Below are 21,072 nucleotides of genomic sequence, written 5' to 3'. Positions count from 1 at the left end.
TCGCATTCGAACCGGGCCAGACTCGTGAAAGACGATCGATCAGGCGTACAGGTCGCTGATCTTGGTCTTGTGAGCTTCGTGAATGATGTTGCGCTTGAGCTTGAGCGTCGGCGTCAATTCACCGGTCTCCTGGGTGAAGTCGACCTCGAGGATCGTGTACTTCTTGATCTGCTCGGGGTTGGAGACCTTCTTGTTCGCGTCGGCAACGGCCGAGTCGATCTCGGCGATCAGGTCGGCGTTCTTCACCAGATCGGCAATCGGGGTGCCGGCGGGCAGGCCGTTGCGCTCGACCCAACCGGGCAGAGTCTCCGGATCGAGGGTGATCAGTGCACCGATGAACGGCTGACCGTCGCCGACGACGAGGCACTGGCTGATCAGAGCGTGCGCGCGCAGGGAATCTTCGAGGCCTGCCGGTGCGACGTTCTTGCCGCCCGCGGTGACGATGATTTCCTTCTTGCGTCCGGTGATGGAGACGTAGCCCTCGTTGTCGATCGAGCCGAGGTCGCCGGTGTGGAACCAGCCGTCGACGATGGATTCGGCAGTGGCCTTCTCGTTGTGCCAGTAGCCGGCGAACACGACCGGGCCCTGCAGGAGGAGTTCGCCGTCCTCGGCGATCCGTGCTGCATGGCCGTTGATCGGCTTGCCGACGGTGCCGACGCGCTGCGCGCTCGAGGTGTTGACGGTGATTGCGGCGCTGGTCTCCGTGAGTCCGTAGCCCTCGTAGATCGGGATGCCGACGCCGCGGAAGTAGTGGCCGAGGCGCGCGCCGAGGGCTGCGCCACCGGAGACTGCACGCTCGCACTCGCCACCCAGAGCTGCGCGCAACTTCGAGTAGACGAGCTTGTCGAATACCGCGTGCTTGAGCTTGAGTGCCAGTCCGGGGCCACCCTTTTCGAGGGATTCGCTGTATTCGATGGCGGTGGCAGCAGCCTTGTCGAAGATGCTGCCCTTACCGCCGTCGACTGCCTTCTGGCGAGCCGAGTTGTACACCTTCTCGAACACGCGGGGCACCGAGAGGATGAAGTTGGGCTTGAAGCCGGCGAACTGCTCGAGCAGCGTCGTCAGGTCCGACGTGTGGGCGACGGTGACCTTGGCGTCGAAAGCGCCGAAGGAGATCGCCCGCGCGAATACGTGGGCAAGCGGCAGGAACATCAGAGTCTTCTTGCCGGGGACCATGGACTCCGGCATCGCCAGGCGGCAGGCGTTGGACTCGGCGTAGAAGTTGGAGTGCGTCAGCTGGACACCCTTGGGGCGTCCGGTGGTTCCGGAGGTGTAGATCAGGGTCGCGGGCGAGGCAGCGGTGACCTGGTGACGACGAGTGTGCAGTTCTTCGTCGGTGATTGCCGAACCGCGACTGGACAGCTCGTCGATCGCACCCGACTCGATGACAAGAACCTCGCGGAGGGCTTCTGCGCCGTCGGTGACTTCCTTGTGAGTCTCCGCGTGTTTGGCCGTTTCGACGACCAGAAGTGTTGTCGCTGAATCCTCGAGGATCCACTGCGCCTGATCAGGGGAGGAGGTCTCGTAGATCGCGACGGTGCATCCGCCTGCAGTCCAGATGGCGTAGTCGAGAACGACCCACTCGTAGCGAGTCGCGGACAGGATAGCGACGCGGTCGCCGAGCTCGACGCCCGAAGCGATCAGGCCCTTGGCAACTGAGGAGACCTGCTTCGCGAATTCAGCTGCAGTGACGTCGACCCATCCACCGTTCGACGGCCTCTTGAACGGCACGAATGTGGGGTCTTCTTCGGCGTGACGGAACACGGAGTCGGCCATGGATACGTTCTCCGGAATTGAGAACGACTGTGGAACTGAGAACTCGCGCACTATTGACCCCTCCAGTGACTACTGACATTTCTGATGTGCATTGCATCACATTAGTCGTCATTTTGCACTGTCGTTACTATTCGGTAGAACTGGTCGGGCGCTGACCTGCAGTTTAGTGTGACCGCCTGTTTACAGGTACTCAGGCGACGTGTTGGAGCGTGCGACCGTGCACGGACAGCCACCGCCGAATTGCGTAGTCCAATCGGTCCGGATCCACTCCGAGTTGCTCTGCAGTAGCTGCAAGGATCTCCGAGGTGTCTCCCGGCAACTCGGTGGTGCCGAGTGTCGCGCTGATGAAGGTGTCGGCAGCGGTCCCCAGATCGGTGTGCGGAATTCCGGCCAACATCAACAGGTGGGCCCAGGTCACTTCGGAACCGTCTCCGCACGCGTCCACCCAGGCATGGTGAACGGCTTCGAGAGCGTTGTCGGAATCGGCGGCCGACAGCAGGTCCTCGACGCTGTTGATCCGCAAGTGATGGAGTTTCTCGGCGACCTGTTGGATGTGCCGTGCCTCGATCGGGACACCCGTCGCCGTGTAGCGGCGCTTGTACGAGCCGATCTTGCCTGCCCACTGGTCCGAACTGCCGGCTTCCTCGAAGGTGCGGAGTAGTTCACGTGCGCCATCCGTGACGGGTTTGTCCTCGCGGGCTTTCCGGTACGCCAGGTAGCGATCGACGACGGTCACTTCGCTGTGACCCGACGTGGACTGAACGGATTCGATGATGCACAGGGCGAGGCTCTGTCGATAAGCGTCTGACGCAACCCAGGCGGAAGGGTCGCCCAGGCGGTCACGGCACGCAGCTGCGACGGCGTCGACGGTATCGGTCGAGATGGTCACGGTTCCTCCAGAAAGCCGAATTCTTTTTGTTCCATTTGGGCTATCGGCACCGAGGAGCGAAATGTTGCACACATCACAAATTCTCAGAGATCTCTTGGACTGTGCTCAGGCTGGAGAGGTGTGCACTCAGGCGAGGAAGGACAGCACTTCGTCGTCGCTGAGTTGATGAAAGTCCTCGAATGCAGCACCGACGCCGCCTAACAGGGCAGGAACGAAGGGGCAGACGACCCGATCGGCGGAGCACGCGATCACTCTCATGGCTTCGGGGGAGGCTACTGGGACCGCGACGATCACGGAGGCGGCACCCGCGGTGCGCGCGCATCGGCAGGCAACGGCGGCACTCGCGCCCGTAGCCATTCCGTCGTCGACGATCACCGCAGTGCGTCCGTGGAGGGAAACCGGGGTCCGCCCCTCGCGCAGGAGATGCGCCCGCCGTTCCAATTCGGTTCGCTCGTCGCGTTCGACGGCGACGAGTTCTCTTTTCGAGACGCGAACCGCTGCGATGACGTCGTGGTTGAGGACCCGCACGCCGCCCTCACCGATGGCGCCCATCGCCAGTTCCGGGTTGTACGGACTGCCGAGCTTGCGCACCACCACGATGTCGAGCGGAGCGTTCAGTGCCGCAGCCACCTCGGCTGCGACCGGAACTCCGCCGCGCGGGAGTCCGAGAACGACGGGCTTGTCGATACGCAAGGTCTCGAGCCGCCCGGCCAGAAATTTGCCGGCGGAAGATCGATCCCGATACTGGGTCACTGCGTTGTCCTCGAGAAGCTCGAACCCCGACCAGTTCGACGCTACTCGCTGCAGGTCACCGCGACGAGACTGTGAACCTCCGCAGCGCGAGAGCGGGATTCTTCTCGCGTACCTCGGCGATGCGAGCAGCCGAAACGAGTGCGGTGGCGACCCCGACCTGCTCGCCAAGTGAACACATCACGACGCCCATCGGGTCGACGATCATGCTGGTACCCGCGCCGCCGCGCGCGCTCTGATCTGCCGCTGCGATATACATCGTGTTCTCGATGGCCCGGGCGCGCACGAGAGTGGTCCAGTGGTCTTCCTTGAGCGGCCCCGGCACCCACTGGGCGGGCAGGAGCAAGATGTCTGCGCCGACGTCGACGATGCGCCGGGTGACTTCCGGGAAGCGCAGGTCGTAGCAGGTCTGGAGGCCGAAGGTCAGGCCGTCGCACCCGAAAGTCTGCGGTTCGGTGATCTCGCCCGCGCGGATCACGGCCGACTCCTGGTAACCGAAAGCGTCGTAAAGATGCAGTTTCCGGTAGGTCGCCACCAGTTCGCCGTTCGGGTCCATCGCGACGAGGGTGTTGGAGATTCTGCTCACGTCGTCGATCCGCTCGTTCATTCCTGCCACGAGGAAGATTCCGAACTCCGCGGCGGCCGACGCCAGCGCCGAACCGAATTCGCCGTCCAGGTCCTCCGCGGACTCGATCAAACGCTCATCCGTCTTCGGTGCGGTGAACATCGAGTATTCCGGCGCCACGACAACTTTCGCGCCGCGTGCTGCTGCATCGGAAGCCAGTGATCGCAGTGATTCGAGGTTGGCTTTCTTGTCCGTCCCCGGGGCGAATTGGGCAATCGCGACAACGGTCTGGGAGGGGGTGGCTGCGGTGGCTTCGGTCATGCTTCCTACGCTAGGCGAAACCCGCTGGGAGGGTGGATCTGTCGTAAAAGCACCCCCGGTATGTCGTCGCGTCTATACTCTATCCGCTAAACTGCTGGTCAAATGAGTGATATTGAGCGTGACCCCGAACCCCCAACATTTGCCGACCTCGACATCGATGATCGGGTATTGAAGGCACTGTCAGACGTGGGCTACGAGTCGCCCTCGCCCATTCAGGCTGCCACCATTCCGCCACTGCTCGAAGGCAAGGACGTCGTCGGTCTCGCACAGACCGGTACCGGCAAGACCGCAGCCTTCGCAGTTCCCGTTCTGTCGCGGATCGACACGTCGATCAAGCAGACCCAGGCGCTGGTGCTTGCTCCCACGCGTGAGCTGGCGCTTCAGGTTGCCGAGGCCTTCGGCAAGTACTCCGCGCACATCCCCGGACTCAACGTCCTGCCGATCTACGGTGGCCAGAGCTACGGCGTCCAGCTGTCGGGCCTGCGCCGCGGCGCACACGTCGTCGTCGGTACCCCGGGTCGTGTCATCGACCATCTCGAAAAGGGCACCCTGGATCTGACCAATCTCAAGTACCTCGTTCTCGACGAGGCCGACGAGATGCTCAAGATGGGGTTCCAGGAGGACGTCGAGCGCATCCTCCGCGACACCCCCGGCGACAAGCAGGTCGCCCTGTTCTCCGCAACGATGCCCGGCTCGATTCGCCGGATCTCGAAGCAGTACCTGAACAATCCGGTCGAGATCACCGTCAAGTCCAAGACGTCGACCGCCTCGAACATCACGCAGCGCTACATTCAGGTTGCTCATCAGCGCAAGCTCGATGCACTGACCCGAGTCCTCGAGGTCGAGGCATTCGAGGCGATGATCATCTTCGTCCGTACCAAGCAGGCCACCGAAGACCTGGCGGAGAAGCTGCGCGCCCGCGGGCACTCGGCTGCCGCGATCAACGGTGACATCGTCCAGGCCCAGCGTGAGCGGACCATCGGTCAGCTCAAGAACGGCGCCCTCGACATCCTCGTCGCGACCGACGTTGCTGCTCGAGGCCTCGACGTGGATCGAATCTCCCACGTCGTCAACTACGACATCCCTCATGACACGGAGTCGTACGTCCACCGCATCGGTCGTACCGGCCGCGCCGGTCGTCAGGGTGACGCGTTGCTGTTCGTCGCCCCGCGTGAGCGTCATCTGCTCAAGTCCATCGAGAAGGCGACCCGTCAGCCGCTTGCGGAGATGCAGCTTCCCAGTGTCGACGACGTCAACGCCCAGCGCGTGGCCAAGTTCGGTGACTCCATCACCGAGAGCCTGGCCTCGGAGAATCTCGCGATGTTCCGCAAGATGATCGAGGACTACGACCAGGAACACGACGTTCCGCTCATCGACATCGCTGCCGCTCTGGCGTTGCAGTCGCGCGACGGCGAAGCATTCTTGCTTTCTCCCGAGCCGCCGGCACCGCCGCGTCGTGAGCGCGAGCCTCGTGAACCACGTCCTCCCCGTCGTTTCGACGATGGCCCGGCCCCGCGCTCGCGTGGGCCCGAGGGCCAGGAGCTGGCCGCGTACCGCATTGCAGTCGGCAAGCGTCACCGCGTCGTTCCGGGTGCCATCGTCGGTGCCATCGCCAACGAGGGTGGGCTTCGTCGAAGCGACTTCGGGCACATCAGCATTCGCCCGGATCACAGCATCGTCGAGCTGCCGGCCGACCTCTCCAACGAGACTCTCGAAGCTTTGCGTCGCACACGCATCTCCGGCGTCCTGATCCAGCTGCAGCCTGATTTCGGGCCGCCGCAGGGTCGTCCGAGTGGCCGTGGCGACCGTGGTGGCCGGGACGATCGTGGTGGACGTGACGACCGCCGCGGTGGCGGACGCGATCGCTACAACGACTGACATACAGCTTCAACGACTGTCATGAAGACTGAAACAGGCGCTGCCCTCCGCGAGGAGGACAGCGCCTGTTTTCTGTGTGGGGGGCAAGGCGCTGCGCGGTATCAGATCGGCGTCGGTGCGAGGGCGCCGTTCTTCCGGGCGTTGGTGTCGAACTGCGTGCGGTACAACTCGGCGTAGCGGCCACCGCGCGCGAGCAGTTCCTCATGGTTGCCGCGCTCGACGATCTGGCCTGCCTCGACGACAAGGATCAGGTCCGCGGAACGGATCGTCGACAATCGGTGAGCGATCACCACCGCAGTCCGCCCGGCGAGTGCTTCGCCGAGTGCTTCCTGAACCGCAGCTTCCGACGTCGAGTCGAGATGCGCGGTGGCCTCGTCCAAGATGACGACGCGAGGCTGGGCCAGGAGCAGTCGTGCGATGGTCAGGCGTTGACGCTCGCCGCCCGAGAGGCGGTATCCGCGTTCACCCACCACTGTCTCCAATCCGTCGGGTAGCGACGCAACCAGGTCGGTGAGCCGTGCTCGCTCCAGAACCTCACGCAGATCTTCTTCGGTGGCATCCGGTCGCGCAAGGAGCAGGTTGGATCGAAGGCTCTCGTGGAACAGGTGCCCGTCCTGCGTGACCATGCCGACGGTCTCCCGGATGGAATCGGTACTGAGGTCTCGGACGTCGACACCGCCCAGTTCGACCGATCCGGAGTCGATGTCGTAGAGGCGCGGAATCATCTGCGCCACGGTCGACTTTCCGGCACCGGACGTGCCGACCAGGGCGACCATCTGTCCTGCTTCGGTGCGGAACGACAGGTCGTGCAACACGTCCTCGCCGCCGCGGGTGTCGAGGATCGCGACTTCCTCCAGGGACGCGAGAGACACCTTGTCCGCGGATGGGTATGCAAAAGTGACGTTCTTGAACTCGACGGACACCGGTCCCTGCGGCACCGTGCGTGCATCGGGCTTCTCGGTGATGAGCGGTGCCAGATCGAGAATCTCGAATACCCGCTCGAAGCTGACCAGGGCGCTCATGACATCGACCCGGGCGCTGGCCAGTGCGGTCAACGGTGAGTACAGCCGCGTCAACAACAGTGCCATCGCCACGACGGCGCCTGCGTCCAATTGTCCGCGCAGCGCGTAGAAGCCGCCGAGTCCGTAGACGAGGGCAAGAGCAAGGGCCGAGACCAGTGTCAGCGCTGTGACGAAGACGGACTGCAGCATTGCGGTCCGGACTCCGATGTTGCGCACACGCCGGGCGCGAACCGCGAACTCCGCCGACTCTTGCGACGGGCGGCCGAACAGCTTGACCAGAGTCGCGCCGGGAGCGGAGAACCGCTCCGTCATCTGGGTGCTCATGAGTGAATTATGGTTGGCTGCTTCACGATTGAGTGCTGCAAGTTTTGCGCCCATGCGCCGTGCGGGGATGACGAAGATCGGGAGAAGTAGCAGCGCGAGGACGGTGATCTGCCAGGAGATCCCGAGCATGACGATCAGCGTGATCACCAGGGTGACCAGATTGCTGACCACTCCGGACAAGGTGTCGCTGAAGGCGCGCTGAGCGCCGATGACGTCGTTGTTGAGACGGCTGACCAGTGCTCCGGTTCGAGTTCTGGTGAAGAACGCGATGGGCATCTTCTGGACGTGATCGAAGACGGTGGTGCGCAGATGCAGGATCAGGTCTTCGCCGATGCTGGCCGAGAGCCACCGGGTCAACAGGCCCAGAGCGGCTTCGAGAAGTGCAACCAGTGCGATCAGGGCGGCAAGTTTGACGACCACGTCGACGGCGTCGCCGCCGACTATCGCGTTGACCACGCGCCCGGCCAGGACAGGTGTTGCCACGGCAAGCGCAGCAGTGACGACACTCAGTACGAGGTACCAGCTGAGGTTGCGTTTCTGTGGAACTGCGAACGTCGCGATCCGCTTCAGTGTCGCCTTCGAGAACGGGCGCCGATCTTCTTGCGCGTGCATCGCGTTGTACATCGCGTTCCACGCGGTGACTTCCATACTCATGACTTCGCCCCTCCGGTCGCCGGCCACGAAGATTACGTGGCCGGTACGACACGAAGGTAGAACCTCAACCAAACTTCAGGTCAAGTGCGGCCTCAGCGGGCCACGTCGACCACCACGCGAGGAGGGTCGCTGAGCGTCGTGACCGTGAACGGCTGCTTCTCGGTCACGCCGATGAACGACTGCGTGACTCCCTCGAAGACGTTGGACCCGTTGACCTCGGTCACGACTCCGCCGACGCCGGGGACCGGGTTGGGGCCGGAGTACTGCTCGACTCCGCTGTCGAAGGGATATGCGGAACCGTCGATCAGGACCTGGATCACTGCGGCACCCTTGATGTCCACGGGCTTACCGCTGCCTTCCTGCGTCGCCGCGTCGACGTACTTGACGCGCCAACCGGGTGTGCCGGTTCCGCCCATTTCGTAGACGACACGATCGAATCCGTCGTGCTCGCCCACTCGGATGTCGACGACGGTGAGCTTGGATTCGGTGCCCGCAGCCGACGTCTTGTCGGAGCTGTCCGTCGGGACTGGTTCTGTGGTCGACGCTGCTGCACTCGAGGTCGAGGTGACGGCCGAGGTGGCTGCCGTGGGAGTGGTCTCCGCGTCCTGCGAACAGGCAGTCAGGCTCACGCCCACTGCGATGGCAGCGACAGCGGCAAATGATCTCGTCCGGTTCGTTGTCATGACTCGATCGTAGGGCTCGCGTTATCGGGATCCGCGGCGGCGGTGCCCGGAGTTACCTAACCGATATCGCCGTCGACATAGAGCCACTTACCCTCTGTTCGCGCAAATCGACTGCGTTCGTGGAGCATTCCCCGCTCGCGTCCGAATGTGTAGTAAGCGCGAAATTCCACGACGCCGTCGGAATCGAACAGCCCGCCCCGTTCGGTGTCCAGGATCTCCAACCGGAGCCATTTCTGGTCGGGGTCGAGATCGAGTTGGGCTGGGCGATGGTCGGGATGCCAAGTCCGCGTGAGATATTCGTCGTCCATCGCAGTGAAAGCCGTGTAACGCGAACGCATCAGGGTTTCGGCGGTCGGTGCGTGCGCTTCACCGCTGATGTACTTTCTGCAGCATTCGGCCAACGCGTTGCCGCTGCCGCACGGGCACGGATCGGTCGGATTGGGTGTGGTGGGGCGGCGCGAAGTCACCGCCCCATTACAGCACGCGAACTCAGACCAGTTTGTGTTCGCGGTTGTCCCAGTACGGTTTGCGGAGGTCGCGTTTGAGGATCTTTCCGGTGGGATTGCGGGGAAGGATCTCGACGACGTCGATACTGGTCGGGCACTTGAACTTTGCGAGACGTTCCTGGGTGTACGTGATCAGATCGGCTTCGTCGATCTGCGCTTCGGGAGTGAGAACCACGACAGCCTTGACGGTTTCACCCCAACGGTCGTCGGGAACGCCGATGACCGCGACCTCGGCGATTGCCGGATGCTCCACCAGTACTCGTTCGATCTCGGGGGAGTAGACGTTCTCGCCGCCGGTGATGATCATGTCCTTGAGGCGGTCCTCGATGAAGACGAACCCGCCGGAGTCGGCGCGGCCCATGTCGCCGCTACGCAGCCACCCGTCTGCGGTAATCGTTTCGGCCGTCGCCTCGGGCTTACCCAGGTATCCGGGTGTGCACTGTTCGGATCGCCACCACAGCTCACCGGTCGTTCCGGTGGGCACGTCCTCGAGCGTGACGGGGTCCACCACGCGCATCTCGACGCCGGGGATCGCCGTACCTGCTGATGCCATGCGCTCGACCTGCGACTCGTCGCGGTGAACGTCCGGCATCAACGCGGTAATGACGCCTGCCATTTCGGTCATGCCGTAGACCTGCACGAATTCGGTGTCCGGCCACGCTGCGAGTGCCGCGCGCAACAGTGGGAGCGGCATGGGGGCGGCGCCGTAGGTGATGCGTTTGAATGCTTTGAAGGCGGCGACCGCCTGCTCGCCTGCGGCCAGGACTCCGGCAATGACCGGTGGGACGAGAAAGGCGATGTTGGCTCCGGCGGCGAGACCGGCGAAGATCGACGGTCCGTCGGCTTCTCTCGTGAAGTAACAGCGGCCACCGGTGTGAATTGCCATGATGGCGTAGCACGTTCCGCCGACGTGGAACATCGGCATCGCGATCAAGAATCGGTGATCCTCGTGGGCCGGCAGGATTTCGAGGACATTGTTGCTGTGCGCGAACAGGTTTCGATGCGTGAGCTGGACACCTTTGGGGCGACCGGTCGTCCCGGAACTGTAGAGAACCAGAGCGGTGGCATCGGGGCTCACCTCGGGGCGGGAGTGCAGCGGTGTGACCTCGTCGATCCACGGCTCGAATTCGTCGTGTTCACCGCCGACGGCGAAGATCGATTCGACGGCCGTCAAGCGGTCTCGCATGGCGACGACCTGGGGGAGTAGTTCGCTGCCGACGAACAGAATGCGAGCGCCACAGTCCGCGAGAACGTAATCCAGCTCTTCGCTCGAAAGTCGCCAGTTGGGAACGACATTCGCGGCGCCGAGCAGTGAGGCGGCGTAGGTGACTTCGAGACAGGACAGATGATTCTTGTCGACGAACGCGACAGTGTCGCCGGCACCGATGCCTGATTCGGCGAGGGCGGCGGCGATACGCAAGATGCGGTCCCGCCACTGGGCCCACGTGAATTCGGTCCCTTGGAAGGTCATCGCTGCTTGATCAGGCTTGACCGTCGCCCAGTGCTCTAGCCGATCGAAAATGATTCCAGCGGTGGCGTCGGACATTCGGCCGCCTCTCTCGTGTGATTGGTGTCACAAGGTTAATGTGCGCCCGGTCTTCGTATCGCTGTTTCCAGTCAATGCGCACAAGCAGGAGGGGTCGCATTCCCTCCACCCTGACCGGCTCGGCCGCAGATATCAGGGTGGTCCCCGATGGCGGGCGCGCCCGCCACCCGACAGGATGGAACCAACCATTGCGGGCGTCCGTGTTTTCACGGGCGCCCGTCACGCCCGCAAAGTAGCACCGAAGTGAACAGGAAAGGCGATCATGAGTTCGCACGCCCAGGATGTCGCGGCCCGCGCAGTCGGCCTGTCCAAGACCTACGGCACCGGAGATACCCAGGTGCACGCACTCAGTTCTGTGTCCGCAGATTTCGCCCGCGGTGAGTTCACGGCGATCATGGGGCCGTCCGGTTCCGGTAAGTCGACGCTGATGCATTGCCTCGCCGGTCTGGATTCCGCAAGTTCGGGTTCCGTTCTCATCGGCGAGACGGAACTCACGACGCTTTCCGACAAACAGATGACCCAATTACGACGCGATCGCATCGGTTTCGTTTTCCAGGCGTTCAACCTGGTGCCGACGCTGACGGCGCTCGAGAACATCACGTTGCCGCTCGACATCGCGGGACGCAAAGCGGACCCGACCTGGCTGAACAGCGTCCTGACCAAGCTGGGTCTCGGGGATCGCCTCGATCATCGGCCGGGAGAGCTCTCGGGTGGTCAGCAGCAGCGTGTGGCGTGTGCGCGTGCGCTGGCGGGTCAGCCGGAGATCATCTTCGGCGACGAGCCGACCGGAAACCTCGATTCGAAGTCCTCCGGTGAGGTGCTCTCGATCCTGCGGGCGGCCGTCGACGAGTTCAACCAGACGGTGGTGATCGTGACGCACGATCCGCGGGCAGCGGCGTATGCCGACCGGGTGGTGTTCCTCGCGGACGGCAAGATCGTCGACGAATTGCGCGAGCCTACGGCGGATTCGGTCCTCGACCGGATGAAGCGTCTGGACGCTCCGCAGGCGGTCGTGAACGTGGAAGCCGGGGCTTGAGCACATGGCTTCGGTAAGCAACTCGCCGATGCGCAAGGTTTCCCTGCGCAACTTGGCGGCACACAAGGTGCGACTTGCGCTGACGGTTCTCTCCGTGGTGCTTGGCACGGCTTTTGTCGCGGGGTCGTTCGTTTTCACCGACACCCTCCAGAAGACTTTCGATTCGATCTTCGAGAACACCGCCCAGGGCGTCGACGTCCGGGTATCGATGGAAGAGCGCAACACCAGTGGCGTCCCGGTCGAGGATGTCGACAAACTTGCCGCAGTCGACGGCGTTCGAGCGGTAGCCCCGGCCGTCAGTGGACAGATCGTCCTGATCAACGCAGACGGCGGCGCTGTTCAGACCGGCGGCGCGCCGAGTATCGGTCAGTCCTACCTACCGCCGGGCCAGGCGATTGCCGAACCCGACACCTTCGTCGAGGGCGCGCCTCCGACGCAGACCGGTCAGGTCGCGCTGAACACCAGCGCCGCCGAGCGAGCCGGACTGAAGGTGGGGGACTCCGCCAAGGTTCTGGCACCGGCCCGCGGAATCGTGGACGTGACGTTGTCCGGTATCTACGAGGGGGCGGGCAGTGACACCGGCGGGTTCATCGGCGCGCTCTTCACCGACGAGCAGGCCCGTGGACTCTTCACCGACGGCCAACACGTCGAGTACATCGACGTCGCGGGCGACGGGGTGTCGCAGACGGAACTGCAGCAACGCGTCGAGCAGGTTTTCCCCGATCTCAAGGTGCAGACCGGCGACCAGGTTCGTGAGGAGACCAAGGCCGAGGTCGACTCGGCGCTGAGCTTCATCAACTACTTCCTGTTGGCGTTCGGCGCGATTGCTCTGCTCGTCGGAACGTTCATCATCTACAACACCTTCTCGATGATCGTGGCGCAGCGTCTTCGTGAGCTGGCGCTGCTGCGTGCGATCGGTGCGAGCCGAGCGCAGGTCGGCCGTTCGGTGGTCACCGAGGCGCTCGTGGTCGGACTCATCGGCAGCATCATCGGTCTGCTCGGCGGTATCGGTCTCGCCTACGGATTGCGCAGTCTCCTCAACACATTCGACGTCGGTCTGCCGGAAGGCCCGCTCCAGGTGGGTGCCCGCACGATCATCGTCGCGTTGGTGGTCGGCGTCGTCGTCACGACGCTCAGCGCTTACGCCCCGGCTCGTCGTGCGTCGAAGATCCCGCCGGTGGCGGCCATGCGTGAGGAGTTCGCCTCCACCGGCGACTCACTGCGAGTGCGGACGTTGATCGGTGCGATTCTCGGCGTGATCGGTGTGGCACTGCTCGTGTTCGGCTCTCGCGGTACTGGCGGCGGCGCGGCGCTGATCGTAGGCCTCGGTGCGTTCTCGTTGATCATCGCGGTGCTTCTCGGGGCTCCCGCGCTGTCGCGGCCGATCGTCGGCGCGCTCGGTGCCGTGTTCGCCAAGCCGTTCGGTGCCATCGGGCGATTGGCTCGTACCAATGCGGTGCGCAATCCCCGTCGCACGGCCGCAACGGCATTCGCGTTGACTCTCGGTCTGATGCTGGTGACGGTCATCGGAGTGTTCGGTTCCTCGGCCAAGGCGAGCATCAATGCTCTTGTCGACGTGGGTGTTTCGGCCGACTACATCCTGACCGGTCCCAACGCGATCGGCGTGCCGCGAGGTGCGGCCGACGCGGTCCGACAAGTGCCCGACGTGCAGAGCGCGACGTCGTTGCACGGAGTGCGTGCGAAGGTCGACGGTGAGGACGAGCAGGGCGCTTCGTTCGACGGCCCGATCGAAGGCGTGCTCGAATACAAGATCCTCGAGGGCACGGTCGATCTGACCGGCAACAACATGCTCGTCTCGAAGTCGACTGCGGACGACAAGGGCTGGACTGTGGGTTCGACCCAGACGTTGACCGGTCCCGGCGGCGTCGAGTACCAGACGGTTGTCGCGGGAGTGTTCGAGGACAACCAGCTGATCGGCTCGTGGATCGTCTCGGACGAGGCGTATCGGAAGCTGATGCCGGCCGAGAGTCTGCCGGACTTCGTGGTTCTGGTGAAGGCGAAGCCTGGCGCGGATCTGACAACGCTGCGATCCGAGCTCGAAACGGCCACGGAGAAGTACGTCGTCGTCCAGGTGCAGGATCGTGAGGAGTTCAAGGGAACTCAGGGCCAGCAGATCAACACGTTGTTGGCGATCCTCTACGGACTGCTTGCACTCGCGGTCGTGATCGCAATCCTGGGCATCATCAACACCCTGGCACTCTCGGTGGTCGAGCGGCGACGAGAAATCGGAATGCTGCGAGCTGTCGGCATGCAGCGCGGACAGATGCGACGCACGATCTACCTCGAGTCGGTGCTCATCGCGGTGTACGGCGCGGCGGTCGGAGTTGTTCTCGGCATCGCGTTCGGTTGGGCCTTCGTGAGCACTCTCGCGGATCAGGGCCTCGACAAGATCACGATCCCGTGGGGTCAGGTGGTCGGAATGCTGATCGGCTCGGGTGTGGTGGGTGTCTTGGCGGCGCTGTGGCCGGCCAACCGAGCGGCCAAGACAAAGCCGCTGGAGGCGATTGCAGACATGTAGGGCCTTCGGCCCCCGTGCGCACTTTTGGTAGCGGTAACAGCCGAAAGTGCGCACGGTACCGTTGCCACATGAGCACCCTTCAAGAAGTCGGCGAACGTGAATCCTGGCGCTGCTGGCTGTGTGACGAACCGGTCGATCCCGATATGTCCGTCAATGATCCGCGCGGCCCGAGTATCGACAGCATCAACACCGCAAAAAAGGGTGGCAAGACCAAAGGTGGCGTCGAACGCTTGGCGCACCGCGCATGCAACACCAAGAAGGGTGCGGTCAAACCTGTTGTGGAATGGCCGGATCGGCTGTTCGTCGTGGATCCCGCCCCGATCATCGGGGTCGTGGAGCAGCTCGCGCGAAAGGGTGGCCGCGTCGCCGTCGCTCGCTGCCCCGGCAAGGACGACGCCCAGGAAGCGTCGGATTGGTTGATCGATCGGTTGTCGCGTCTGGCTCCCGCGTTGAATGTCGAAACAAGTATCGACGCCGCGGGCGGGGGTTACCTGTTGGTCCTGAAAACCGTGTAGGGGGTCGGCCCTGAGTGCCGTCTTTTGCGGTACCTGTTCCGCCTCCATAGCTGTCGGGGTACGGTCGAACCGAACATGAATCCGGTTTCGAGTGCGAAGGAATCCCGATGAACCTGGCATTGACCGACGAGGAACTAGCGTTCCGCGACGAGATGCGGACGTTCTTCCGTACGCAAATCCCCGCGGACATCAGGGAGGCGTACGCCCACGGCGAGGAGTTGGGGCGCGACCGTATGGTCGAGGCGCAGCAGATCCTCAACGCTCACGGTCTGGCGGTACCGCACTGGCCGGTCGAGTGGGGCGGCAAGGACTGGACCCCGGTCCAGCACAACATCTGGCTCGACGAACTGCAGCTTGCGTCGGTTCCCGAACCTTTGGCGTTCAACGCCAACATGGTCGGTCCGGTCATCGCGGCCTTCGGCTCGCAGGAGCAGAAGGAGAAGTTCCTTCCGGCGACTGCGAACCTCGACATCTGGTGGTGCCAGGGATTCTCCGAACCCGAGGCCGGTTCCGATCTCGCTTCGCTCAAGACCCGTGCGGTCCGCGACGGCGACGACTGGGTCATCAATGGTCAGAAGACCTGGACGACGCTGGGACAGTACGCCGACTGGATCTTCTGCCTGGTGCGCACCAATCCCGATGCGCCCAAGCGTCAGGCCGGCATCTCGTTCATCCTTGTCGATCTGAAGACGCCCGGCGTCACGGTCCGCCCGATCAAGCTGATCGACGGCGGCTACGAGGTCAACGAAGTGTTCTTCGAGGACGTCCGCGTTCCGGGAGAGAACCTGGTCGGTGAAGAGAACCAGGGCTGGGGCTACGCCAAGTTCCTGCTCGGCAACGAGCGAACCGGTGTCACCCGCGTCGGTTTCTCGAAGGTTCGTCTGGCCCAGGCCAAGGCCCGCGCTGCCGAGGTCAAGGTCGGCAACGGAACACTGCTCGAAGATCCGCTCTTCGCTGCTCGCCTCGCCGAACTCGAAAACGAATTGCTTGCCCTCGAGCTCACTCAGCTCCGGGTGGTAGCCAGTTCCGCTGACGGCCAGCCGAACCCGGCGTCGTCGCTGCTCAAGCTTCGTGGCTCCGAATTGCAGCAGGCGAGCGTCGAACTGCTGATGGACGTGGCCGGCCCTGACTCACTGCCGTACGACGCGGGCAGCGACATCGCCTCCGCGAGCTGGGCGCAGCACACTGCCCCGACGTACCTGAACTACCGCAAGGTATCCATCTACAGCGGATCGAGCGAAGTGCAGCGCAGCATCATCGCCTCCTCGATCCTCGGATTGTGAGGCGTGGCATGGACTTCGAACTCAACGACGAACAAAAACTTCTCCGCGACACCACCAAGGATCTCCTCGCGCGTAGCTACGACGCCGAGAAGCGCAACGCGATCATCGACTCCGATCCCGGGTGGAGCCCGCAGGTCTGGAAGCAGTTGGCCGAGGTCGGCTTGCTCGGCCTGACATTCTCGGAGGACGACGGCGGCATGGACGCCGGCCCAGTGGAAATCGGCGCGGTCATGACCGAGATCGGTCGACGCTTGGCACCCGAGCCGCTACTCGACGCGGTCGTGACGCCGGGCGGGCTCATCTCCGAAGGGGGCAGCGCAGAGCAGCGCTCGTCGATTCTTCCCGGAGTGGCCGAGGGCACCACGTTCCTCGCGTTCGCCGACCAGGAACCCGGAATCCGTTGGCCGGCAACCGAACGGGCCACCGCGGCGGCCCAGGTCGACGGCGGCTGGACCATCACCGGTATCAAGAATCCCGTCGGCCACGGCGCGACGGCGGACATCTTGGTCGTGAGCGCTGCGCTCCCCAGCGGTGGCGTCGGACTGTTCCTCGTCAAGAGCGATGCCTCCGGTTTGGTACGCAAGTCCTACGCCACTCACGACGGGTTGCGCGGGGCGCAGATCGAGTTCACCGATACGCCGGCCGAAGCACTCGGTGAGGGCGGTGACGCTACTGCTCTGATCCAGACCGCGCAGATCCGTGAGCAGGCCGCGCTGTGCGCCGAGGCTGTCGGAGCGATGGAAGAGGCGCTACGCCTGACCACCGAATACCTCAAGACGCGTAAGCAATTCGGGGTTCCCCTCGCAAAGTTCCAGACACTGACACACCGCGCCGCCGACCTGTACGTCTCGCTCGAGTTGGCACGCAGCATGAGCCTGTACGCAACGATGTCCCTTGCCGACGGCGTCGTCGATCCAGTGATCGCTTCGCGGGTGAAGTTGCAAATCGGGCGTTCGGCTCGGCTCATCGGCCAGGAGGCGATCCAGATGCATGGTGGTATCGGTATGACCGCCGAGTACCCGGTGGGGCACTACGTGAGCCGTCTCGTCGCCATCGAGCACACCCTCGGCAGCACCGAAGATCACCTTCGGGTGTTGGCCGCCGGTGTGGCTGATCACGAGATGGTCAGCGTGGTCTGATCTTTCACGAACGACGAAGGGGCCGCATTCCGTTCCAAGGATGCGGCCCCTTCGTCGTTCAGCGGTGATTGCGCAGGACGTCCAAGCGGAGTCGGCGCTGCTCGATGTTGACGGCGCTGTCGGTGAACGCTTGTTGCCACCCGGGGTCGCTCGTTCGTGCCGCCGCGTCCTGCAGAAGCGGTACGGCGTCGAAAGGGAAGCGCGCCTGCACGCTTCGCAGGGTGGAAAAGTGACTGTGACGCGAGTGGATGCCCAAGTCCTCACCCGTCGCAGCATGATCCAGAGCTTCGTTCTCCAAGGCATTCAACAACTTTTCGGCGACGGCCAGGGGCCATGGGCGGTCGATGCCGTCGAGCAGTGCGCTGCCGTCGACGCCCAGAAGGTATTCGTCTGCGTGTCCGGCGACGATGTACTCGACACGCTCGCGTGGGTCCGCGATGGCGACGATTCTCCGGTCCGTCGTGCGCCCGTCCCGCTCCAGAAATGCCGACGCCCACGCGGTGTTCTTCTGGAGAACGGTTGCAGCAGTCCATGATTCGATCATCACCGCGCGCCATTGCTTCTCGATGGGGATGGTGAGGGCCTCGCGTGGCGAACCGGCCATCGATTCCCACAGCGTCAGCGGAGTGGCGGTCACGACTTGCCGTAACCACCAGCGCCGGATGCCCTTGTTCTTGTAGTGGACGTCTTCGATGCCGTCACGAAATGCGAGGTCGTCGAGCGAGCCGGGCAATCGGACGGCAAGGCGCGGCCGCAAGGGCTTCGTCTCGAGCCGCACCCAGGACCAAGCCCGAGTGACCATGCGAGAGGCAAACGGAGATCGGGGGAGTTGCCGTAGTAGTTGAATTGCACGCTCACGGACCCGCACGGCTGGATCGTCGAGTGCACGCTCGAGGAGCGCGTAGTCGTGTTCACCCAGCCCGACGTCGAGATGATCGAGGAAGTGCAGCCGGCTTGCCGTGGCCTCGTCGTCCCAAGCGATCTCGAGCTCTTCGCTCGCCAGTTCCGGGTCGACCGTACGTATGTAATCGAACCAGGCCGTACGGTCGTCCGGATCGGGCGAAAGCCACAGCTCGTCCCGGCGTGATCCGATTCGTCGTAGCTGGGCCCAATCCGGGTTCTGCTCCGCCAGGTACTGCCCGCGTCGACCGGCGAGGCGAAGTAGCGCCTCGCGGTGCTCGGGATACTTCAGCGCGGCTTCCATGAAGAGCGGGACACTGGCCGCGGGCGCGAGGAATCCGCGTTGGTCGGCCATCGCGAACCATTCCGCGAGAGTCCAGGAACGTACTTGCAACAAGGACTGAAGTTGTTCGATCGCGAGGTCGGGAAGCAGCGGTTGAACTGCTGGATCAGTCTTCGATGCGCGCGAGTGACCTGCGTGCGCGTCTGATCGCAGGGAGGTCACCCGCCTACGGTATGGCAGGGGTGCGTCGAGCTGGGTCGCAGGGGTCGGGCGCGTGTCGGCAGATTCTGGAACAGTGGTAACCGGCACCCAGCAGGAGGCGTGAGATGACGGATGGCCGTGAGATGAGAGACGGAACTGACGACGTCTTTGTCGTGGCATCGGTGACCGAACGGCGAACGCTCATCTCCACCCGAGTGAGGGAGTGGTGTGCGGCGGGAACCGTCGAGTCGAACCGGCCGGAGTTGTCCGATGATGTCGCGCTGCTGATTGCCGGGGGGTATGGGGACGAGTCGACGCGATCGATCCTGGCGAACCGGCGCAGTGTCGGACGTTCGTTCCCGGAGATCGGCGGCTTCTCGGAGTTGCGGTATCTCACCGACGAGCTGGCCCGCACCAGACGTCGACTGCTCGCGACTCGCATCGGCCCTGTTCAGGTTGTCCTCGAACGACGGGTGCAGGCGCTCGAGAAGCGCGTTCAGTCGATGCGATCGGCGATCGTGCATTCCAATCGTCACTTCGCGAGCAGTGTCCGTGCCATCCGCAAGGACCGGCGCGACGGCCTGCATCTCGACGTCGAGCAACGCGAGGCTCTCTTTGCCGGGCTCACCCGTACACCGGTTCCAGCCAAGCTGCCGGTGGGGCTCGGTGTCGTGGCCAGCAGTGGAAACGCAGCACTCGACAAACTTGCCGCCCAGTTCGGGAAGGTCCAGGGAACCGGTGTCATCGCCGATGCCGGAAGGCGCATCGCGGAAGTCCTCGACGGACTGGTCGATTCAGAACCCGAGGGACGCGCCGGTGAGTACGACGCCTTGCTTTACCTCGCCGGGAATCTGTTCGACCGGATCGAAAGCTCCAGCGCGTGGCATTCCGACCACTTCGTCATTCAACGCAACCAACTCGACCTGGCCGACGAGATCACCCAGATCGCGGTCGACACCGTCGCGCTGCGTTCGATTCTTGCGGAGTTGGACGACGCGGCTGCACTGGCACGCGACGAGGGAACCCGAGCCGGAATCGCTTCGCGCAGGGAAGCGCTCGGCGCGGTCTGGGACCAGCTGGTCGAGCGCGTCGCGGCCCTCGCGCGGATCGGTGACCTGGTCGCACGGGCCGAGGATCAGTTGAGTTCGCAGCGCGCGGTTGCGCATGCAGCGAGCCTCGACAGCCGGATCGACGACCTACTCGCGCGCTCGGGCTCACGTGAACTTTCGGCTGCAAACACGCACTACGTCGGGGATCAATTCGACGGTGTGGAAGAGCTGATGTTCGCTCACCGGGCGGCGCTTTACGGGGACATTGCACTGTTGACCTCTGGGAACGAGCGTCGGGCGCCGTAGTCAGGCCGTCGCCGGAGCTGTAAGGTCGGGGGTACTGACCGGCCACACGATCGAAGTAAAGGCCGGGATTTCGCTCAATGCTCGACCCCGATGCCGATCCGGTGATGCGGGCGTACCCGCTCGAGACAGGTCGATCATGGAAGACACCGCAAGCCGCGGCATCAATGCGTTCATTTCCGAAGCTACGCAGCGTGGGGGCAAGGCTGTCCGTCTCACGCACTCACGTCGTAACCCCGTCGAGGTGACGGGCGCTGACGGTGTCAGCCGAATCGTCCGCGTGCGGTCCAAGCTCGACGGTGACTGGCAGGCCAGGCGTCAGGACGAGTCGCTCGAGAGTGACGACACCCGCTCCGAGTTCTGGGTGTTCGTCGACCTGGCAGCAGATCCGCACGAGTTCTACATGTTGCCCTCCAACGAGGTCGCCGACGACATCCGCGCCGAGGTCGACCTGTGGATCATGGACAGCCCCGGACGTAATCGCACCGGCCATCACGCGATTCCGCGTGGGCGCGTCGTGCACGGTCACGATCGTTGGGATGCGCTGGGCTTGGCCGCGGTCAAGGATCCGAGCATTTACGTCGAGACCCCGGTTGCGACCAAGCGTAAGACGTCGCCGGTCGCCGCGAAGAAGCGTCGCGCCAGCGGTGTCGAGGAGATCGAAGTCGTCGACAATCGCCTCGAGATGACAGCCGATTGCCACGGATATCGCTGGGTCGGGCGCTTCGACGAAACCACCGAGGTCGTCGAGATCATGCGCGGACCGATGGAAGGCCGCCGATTCCCAGATCCGACCGCGGCCGCAAATGCCGTCACCGGTCACATCTCAGGCGACACCGAGAGCCATGACGGTTGGTCGTTCTGGACGATCAACAACACGGCCCTCGGCGCTCATCTCAAAACTGCCTGA

Annotated in this window: 17 protein-coding genes; 8 read left to right on the top strand and 9 right to left on the bottom strand. The window is 63.8% G+C overall.

Features of this window, described 5'->3' with window-relative positions; translation table 11 throughout:
* Window positions 1-39: 39 nt before the first annotated feature.
* The 4 genes from A0W34_RS19720 to A0W34_RS19705 form a co-directional block, all read right to left on the bottom strand.
* Complete coding sequence (locus A0W34_RS19720) at window positions 40-1,827, bottom strand: AMP-dependent synthetase/ligase (protein WP_003945133.1); 1,788 nt, start codon at window positions 1,825-1,827, stop codon at window positions 40-42.
* 139 nt (window positions 1,828-1,966) lie between these two features.
* Window positions 1,967-2,665 carry a hypothetical protein gene (locus A0W34_RS19715; protein WP_003945151.1) on the bottom strand — a complete coding sequence of 233 codons (699 nt, stop codon included), beginning with the start codon at window positions 2,663-2,665 and terminating at the stop codon, window positions 1,967-1,969.
* Window positions 2,666-2,791: 126 nt separating this feature from the next.
* The gene (locus tag A0W34_RS19710; protein ID WP_064075775.1) at window positions 2,792-3,418 is read right to left on the bottom strand and encodes a phosphoribosyltransferase; all 627 of its coding nucleotides are present in this window, start codon (window positions 3,416-3,418) and stop codon (window positions 2,792-2,794) included.
* 55 nt (window positions 3,419-3,473) lie between these two features.
* A complete protein-coding gene (locus A0W34_RS19705) occupies window positions 3,474-4,301 on the bottom strand; it encodes a carbon-nitrogen hydrolase family protein (RefSeq protein WP_081558147.1) in 828 nt (275 codons plus the stop codon).
* A gap of 102 nt (window positions 4,302-4,403) precedes the next feature.
* Between A0W34_RS19705 and A0W34_RS19700 the strand changes: the two genes are divergently transcribed.
* The gene (locus A0W34_RS19700; RefSeq protein WP_003945121.1) at window positions 4,404-6,179 is read left to right on the top strand and encodes a DEAD/DEAH box helicase; all 1,776 of its coding nucleotides are present in this window, start codon (window positions 4,404-4,406) and stop codon (window positions 6,177-6,179) included.
* Between the two features lie 101 nt (window positions 6,180-6,280).
* On the opposite strand, the gene A0W34_RS19695 is transcribed toward A0W34_RS19700, so the two are convergent.
* The 4 genes from A0W34_RS19695 to A0W34_RS19680 form a co-directional block, all read right to left on the bottom strand.
* On the bottom strand, window positions 6,281-8,179 hold the full coding sequence (locus A0W34_RS19695; RefSeq protein WP_064444252.1) for an ABC transporter ATP-binding protein: 1,899 nt from the start codon (window positions 8,177-8,179) through the stop codon (window positions 6,281-6,283).
* Window positions 8,180-8,271: 92 nt separating this feature from the next.
* Window positions 8,272-8,862: an AMIN-like domain-containing (lipo)protein gene (locus tag A0W34_RS19690; RefSeq protein ID WP_019749302.1), complete on the bottom strand. Its 591-nt coding sequence runs from the start codon at window positions 8,860-8,862 to the stop codon at window positions 8,272-8,274.
* 56 nt (window positions 8,863-8,918) lie between these two features.
* Window positions 8,919-9,329 (bottom strand): YchJ family protein, encoded by a 411-nt coding sequence (locus tag A0W34_RS19685; protein WP_081558146.1) that lies wholly within the window; start codon window positions 9,327-9,329, stop codon window positions 8,919-8,921.
* Window positions 9,330-9,351: 22 nt separating this feature from the next.
* Window positions 9,352-10,914, bottom strand: a complete 1,563-nt coding sequence (locus A0W34_RS19680; protein WP_047268989.1) for a long-chain-fatty-acid--CoA ligase — start codon at window positions 10,912-10,914, stop codon at window positions 9,352-9,354.
* Window positions 10,915-11,176: 262 nt separating this feature from the next.
* On the opposite strand from A0W34_RS19680, the gene A0W34_RS19675 reads away from it, so the two are divergent.
* From A0W34_RS19675 to A0W34_RS19655, 5 genes are all read left to right on the top strand, one after another.
* Window positions 11,177-11,950, top strand: a complete 774-nt coding sequence (locus A0W34_RS19675) for an ABC transporter ATP-binding protein (protein WP_030536911.1) — start codon at window positions 11,177-11,179, stop codon at window positions 11,948-11,950.
* Between the two features lie 4 nt (window positions 11,951-11,954).
* The gene (locus A0W34_RS19670) at window positions 11,955-14,489 is read left to right on the top strand and encodes an ABC transporter permease (RefSeq protein WP_019749299.1); all 2,535 of its coding nucleotides are present in this window, start codon (window positions 11,955-11,957) and stop codon (window positions 14,487-14,489) included.
* A 68-nt stretch (window positions 14,490-14,557) separates the two neighbouring features.
* Window positions 14,558-15,004, top strand: a complete 447-nt coding sequence (locus tag A0W34_RS19665; RefSeq protein WP_081558145.1) for a hypothetical protein — start codon at window positions 14,558-14,560, stop codon at window positions 15,002-15,004.
* A 107-nt stretch (window positions 15,005-15,111) separates the two neighbouring features.
* On the top strand, window positions 15,112-16,287 hold the full coding sequence (locus A0W34_RS19660; RefSeq protein WP_007736177.1) for an acyl-CoA dehydrogenase family protein: 1,176 nt from the start codon (window positions 15,112-15,114) through the stop codon (window positions 16,285-16,287).
* 8 nt (window positions 16,288-16,295) lie between these two features.
* Window positions 16,296-17,426: an acyl-CoA dehydrogenase family protein gene (locus tag A0W34_RS19655; RefSeq protein ID WP_081558144.1), complete on the top strand. Its 1,131-nt coding sequence runs from the start codon at window positions 16,296-16,298 to the stop codon at window positions 17,424-17,426.
* A 58-nt stretch (window positions 17,427-17,484) separates the two neighbouring features.
* Here the strand turns inward: A0W34_RS19655 and A0W34_RS19650 are convergent, their stop codons facing one another.
* Window positions 17,485-18,831, bottom strand: a complete 1,347-nt coding sequence (locus tag A0W34_RS19650) for a DUF5691 domain-containing protein (RefSeq protein ID WP_081558143.1) — start codon at window positions 18,829-18,831, stop codon at window positions 17,485-17,487.
* 104 nt (window positions 18,832-18,935) lie between these two features.
* On the opposite strand from A0W34_RS19650, the gene A0W34_RS19645 reads away from it, so the two are divergent.
* Both A0W34_RS19645 and A0W34_RS19640 read left to right on the top strand, forming a co-directional pair.
* Entirely contained in the window at window positions 18,936-20,165 is a 1,230-nt protein-coding gene (locus tag A0W34_RS19645) for a hypothetical protein (RefSeq protein WP_050656661.1), read from the top strand.
* A gap of 136 nt (window positions 20,166-20,301) precedes the next feature.
* Window positions 20,302-21,072 (top strand): hypothetical protein, encoded by a 771-nt coding sequence (locus tag A0W34_RS19640; RefSeq protein ID WP_003945109.1) that lies wholly within the window; start codon window positions 20,302-20,304, stop codon window positions 21,070-21,072.

The organism is Rhodococcus sp. BH4 (genome assembly GCF_002079265.1).
Taxonomy (GTDB): domain Bacteria; phylum Actinomycetota; class Actinomycetes; order Mycobacteriales; family Mycobacteriaceae; genus Rhodococcus_F; species Rhodococcus_F qingshengii.
This window is presented reverse-complemented; position numbering and strand designations above follow the sequence as displayed.

Bases quoted from the DNA above. Each gene is read 5' to 3' on its own strand.
- A0W34_RS19705 (WP_081558147.1), bottom strand. From the start codon at position 4,301: ATGACCGAAGCCACCGCAGCCACCCCCTCCCAGACCGTTGTCGCGATT.
- A0W34_RS19700 (WP_003945121.1), top strand. From the start codon at position 4,404: ATGAGTGATATTGAGCGTGACCCCGAACCCCCAACATTTGCCGACCTC.
- A0W34_RS19695 (WP_064444252.1), bottom strand. From the start codon at position 8,179: ATGAGTATGGAAGTCACCGCGTGGAACGCGATGTACAACGCGATGCAC.
- A0W34_RS19690 (WP_019749302.1), bottom strand. From the start codon at position 8,862: ATGACAACGAACCGGACGAGATCATTTGCCGCTGTCGCTGCCATCGCA.
- A0W34_RS19680 (WP_047268989.1), bottom strand. From the start codon at position 10,914: ATGTCCGACGCCACCGCTGGAATCATTTTCGATCGGCTAGAGCACTGG.
- A0W34_RS19675 (WP_030536911.1), top strand. From the start codon at position 11,177: ATGAGTTCGCACGCCCAGGATGTCGCGGCCCGCGCAGTCGGCCTGTCC.
- A0W34_RS19670 (WP_019749299.1), top strand. From the start codon at position 11,955: ATGGCTTCGGTAAGCAACTCGCCGATGCGCAAGGTTTCCCTGCGCAAC.
- A0W34_RS19665 (WP_081558145.1), top strand. From the start codon at position 14,558: ATGAGCACCCTTCAAGAAGTCGGCGAACGTGAATCCTGGCGCTGCTGG.
- A0W34_RS19660 (WP_007736177.1), top strand. From the start codon at position 15,112: ATGAACCTGGCATTGACCGACGAGGAACTAGCGTTCCGCGACGAGATG.
- A0W34_RS19655 (WP_081558144.1), top strand. From the start codon at position 16,296: ATGGACTTCGAACTCAACGACGAACAAAAACTTCTCCGCGACACCACC.
- A0W34_RS19645 (WP_050656661.1), top strand. From the start codon at position 18,936: ATGACGGATGGCCGTGAGATGAGAGACGGAACTGACGACGTCTTTGTC.
- A0W34_RS19640 (WP_003945109.1), top strand. From the start codon at position 20,302: ATGGAAGACACCGCAAGCCGCGGCATCAATGCGTTCATTTCCGAAGCT.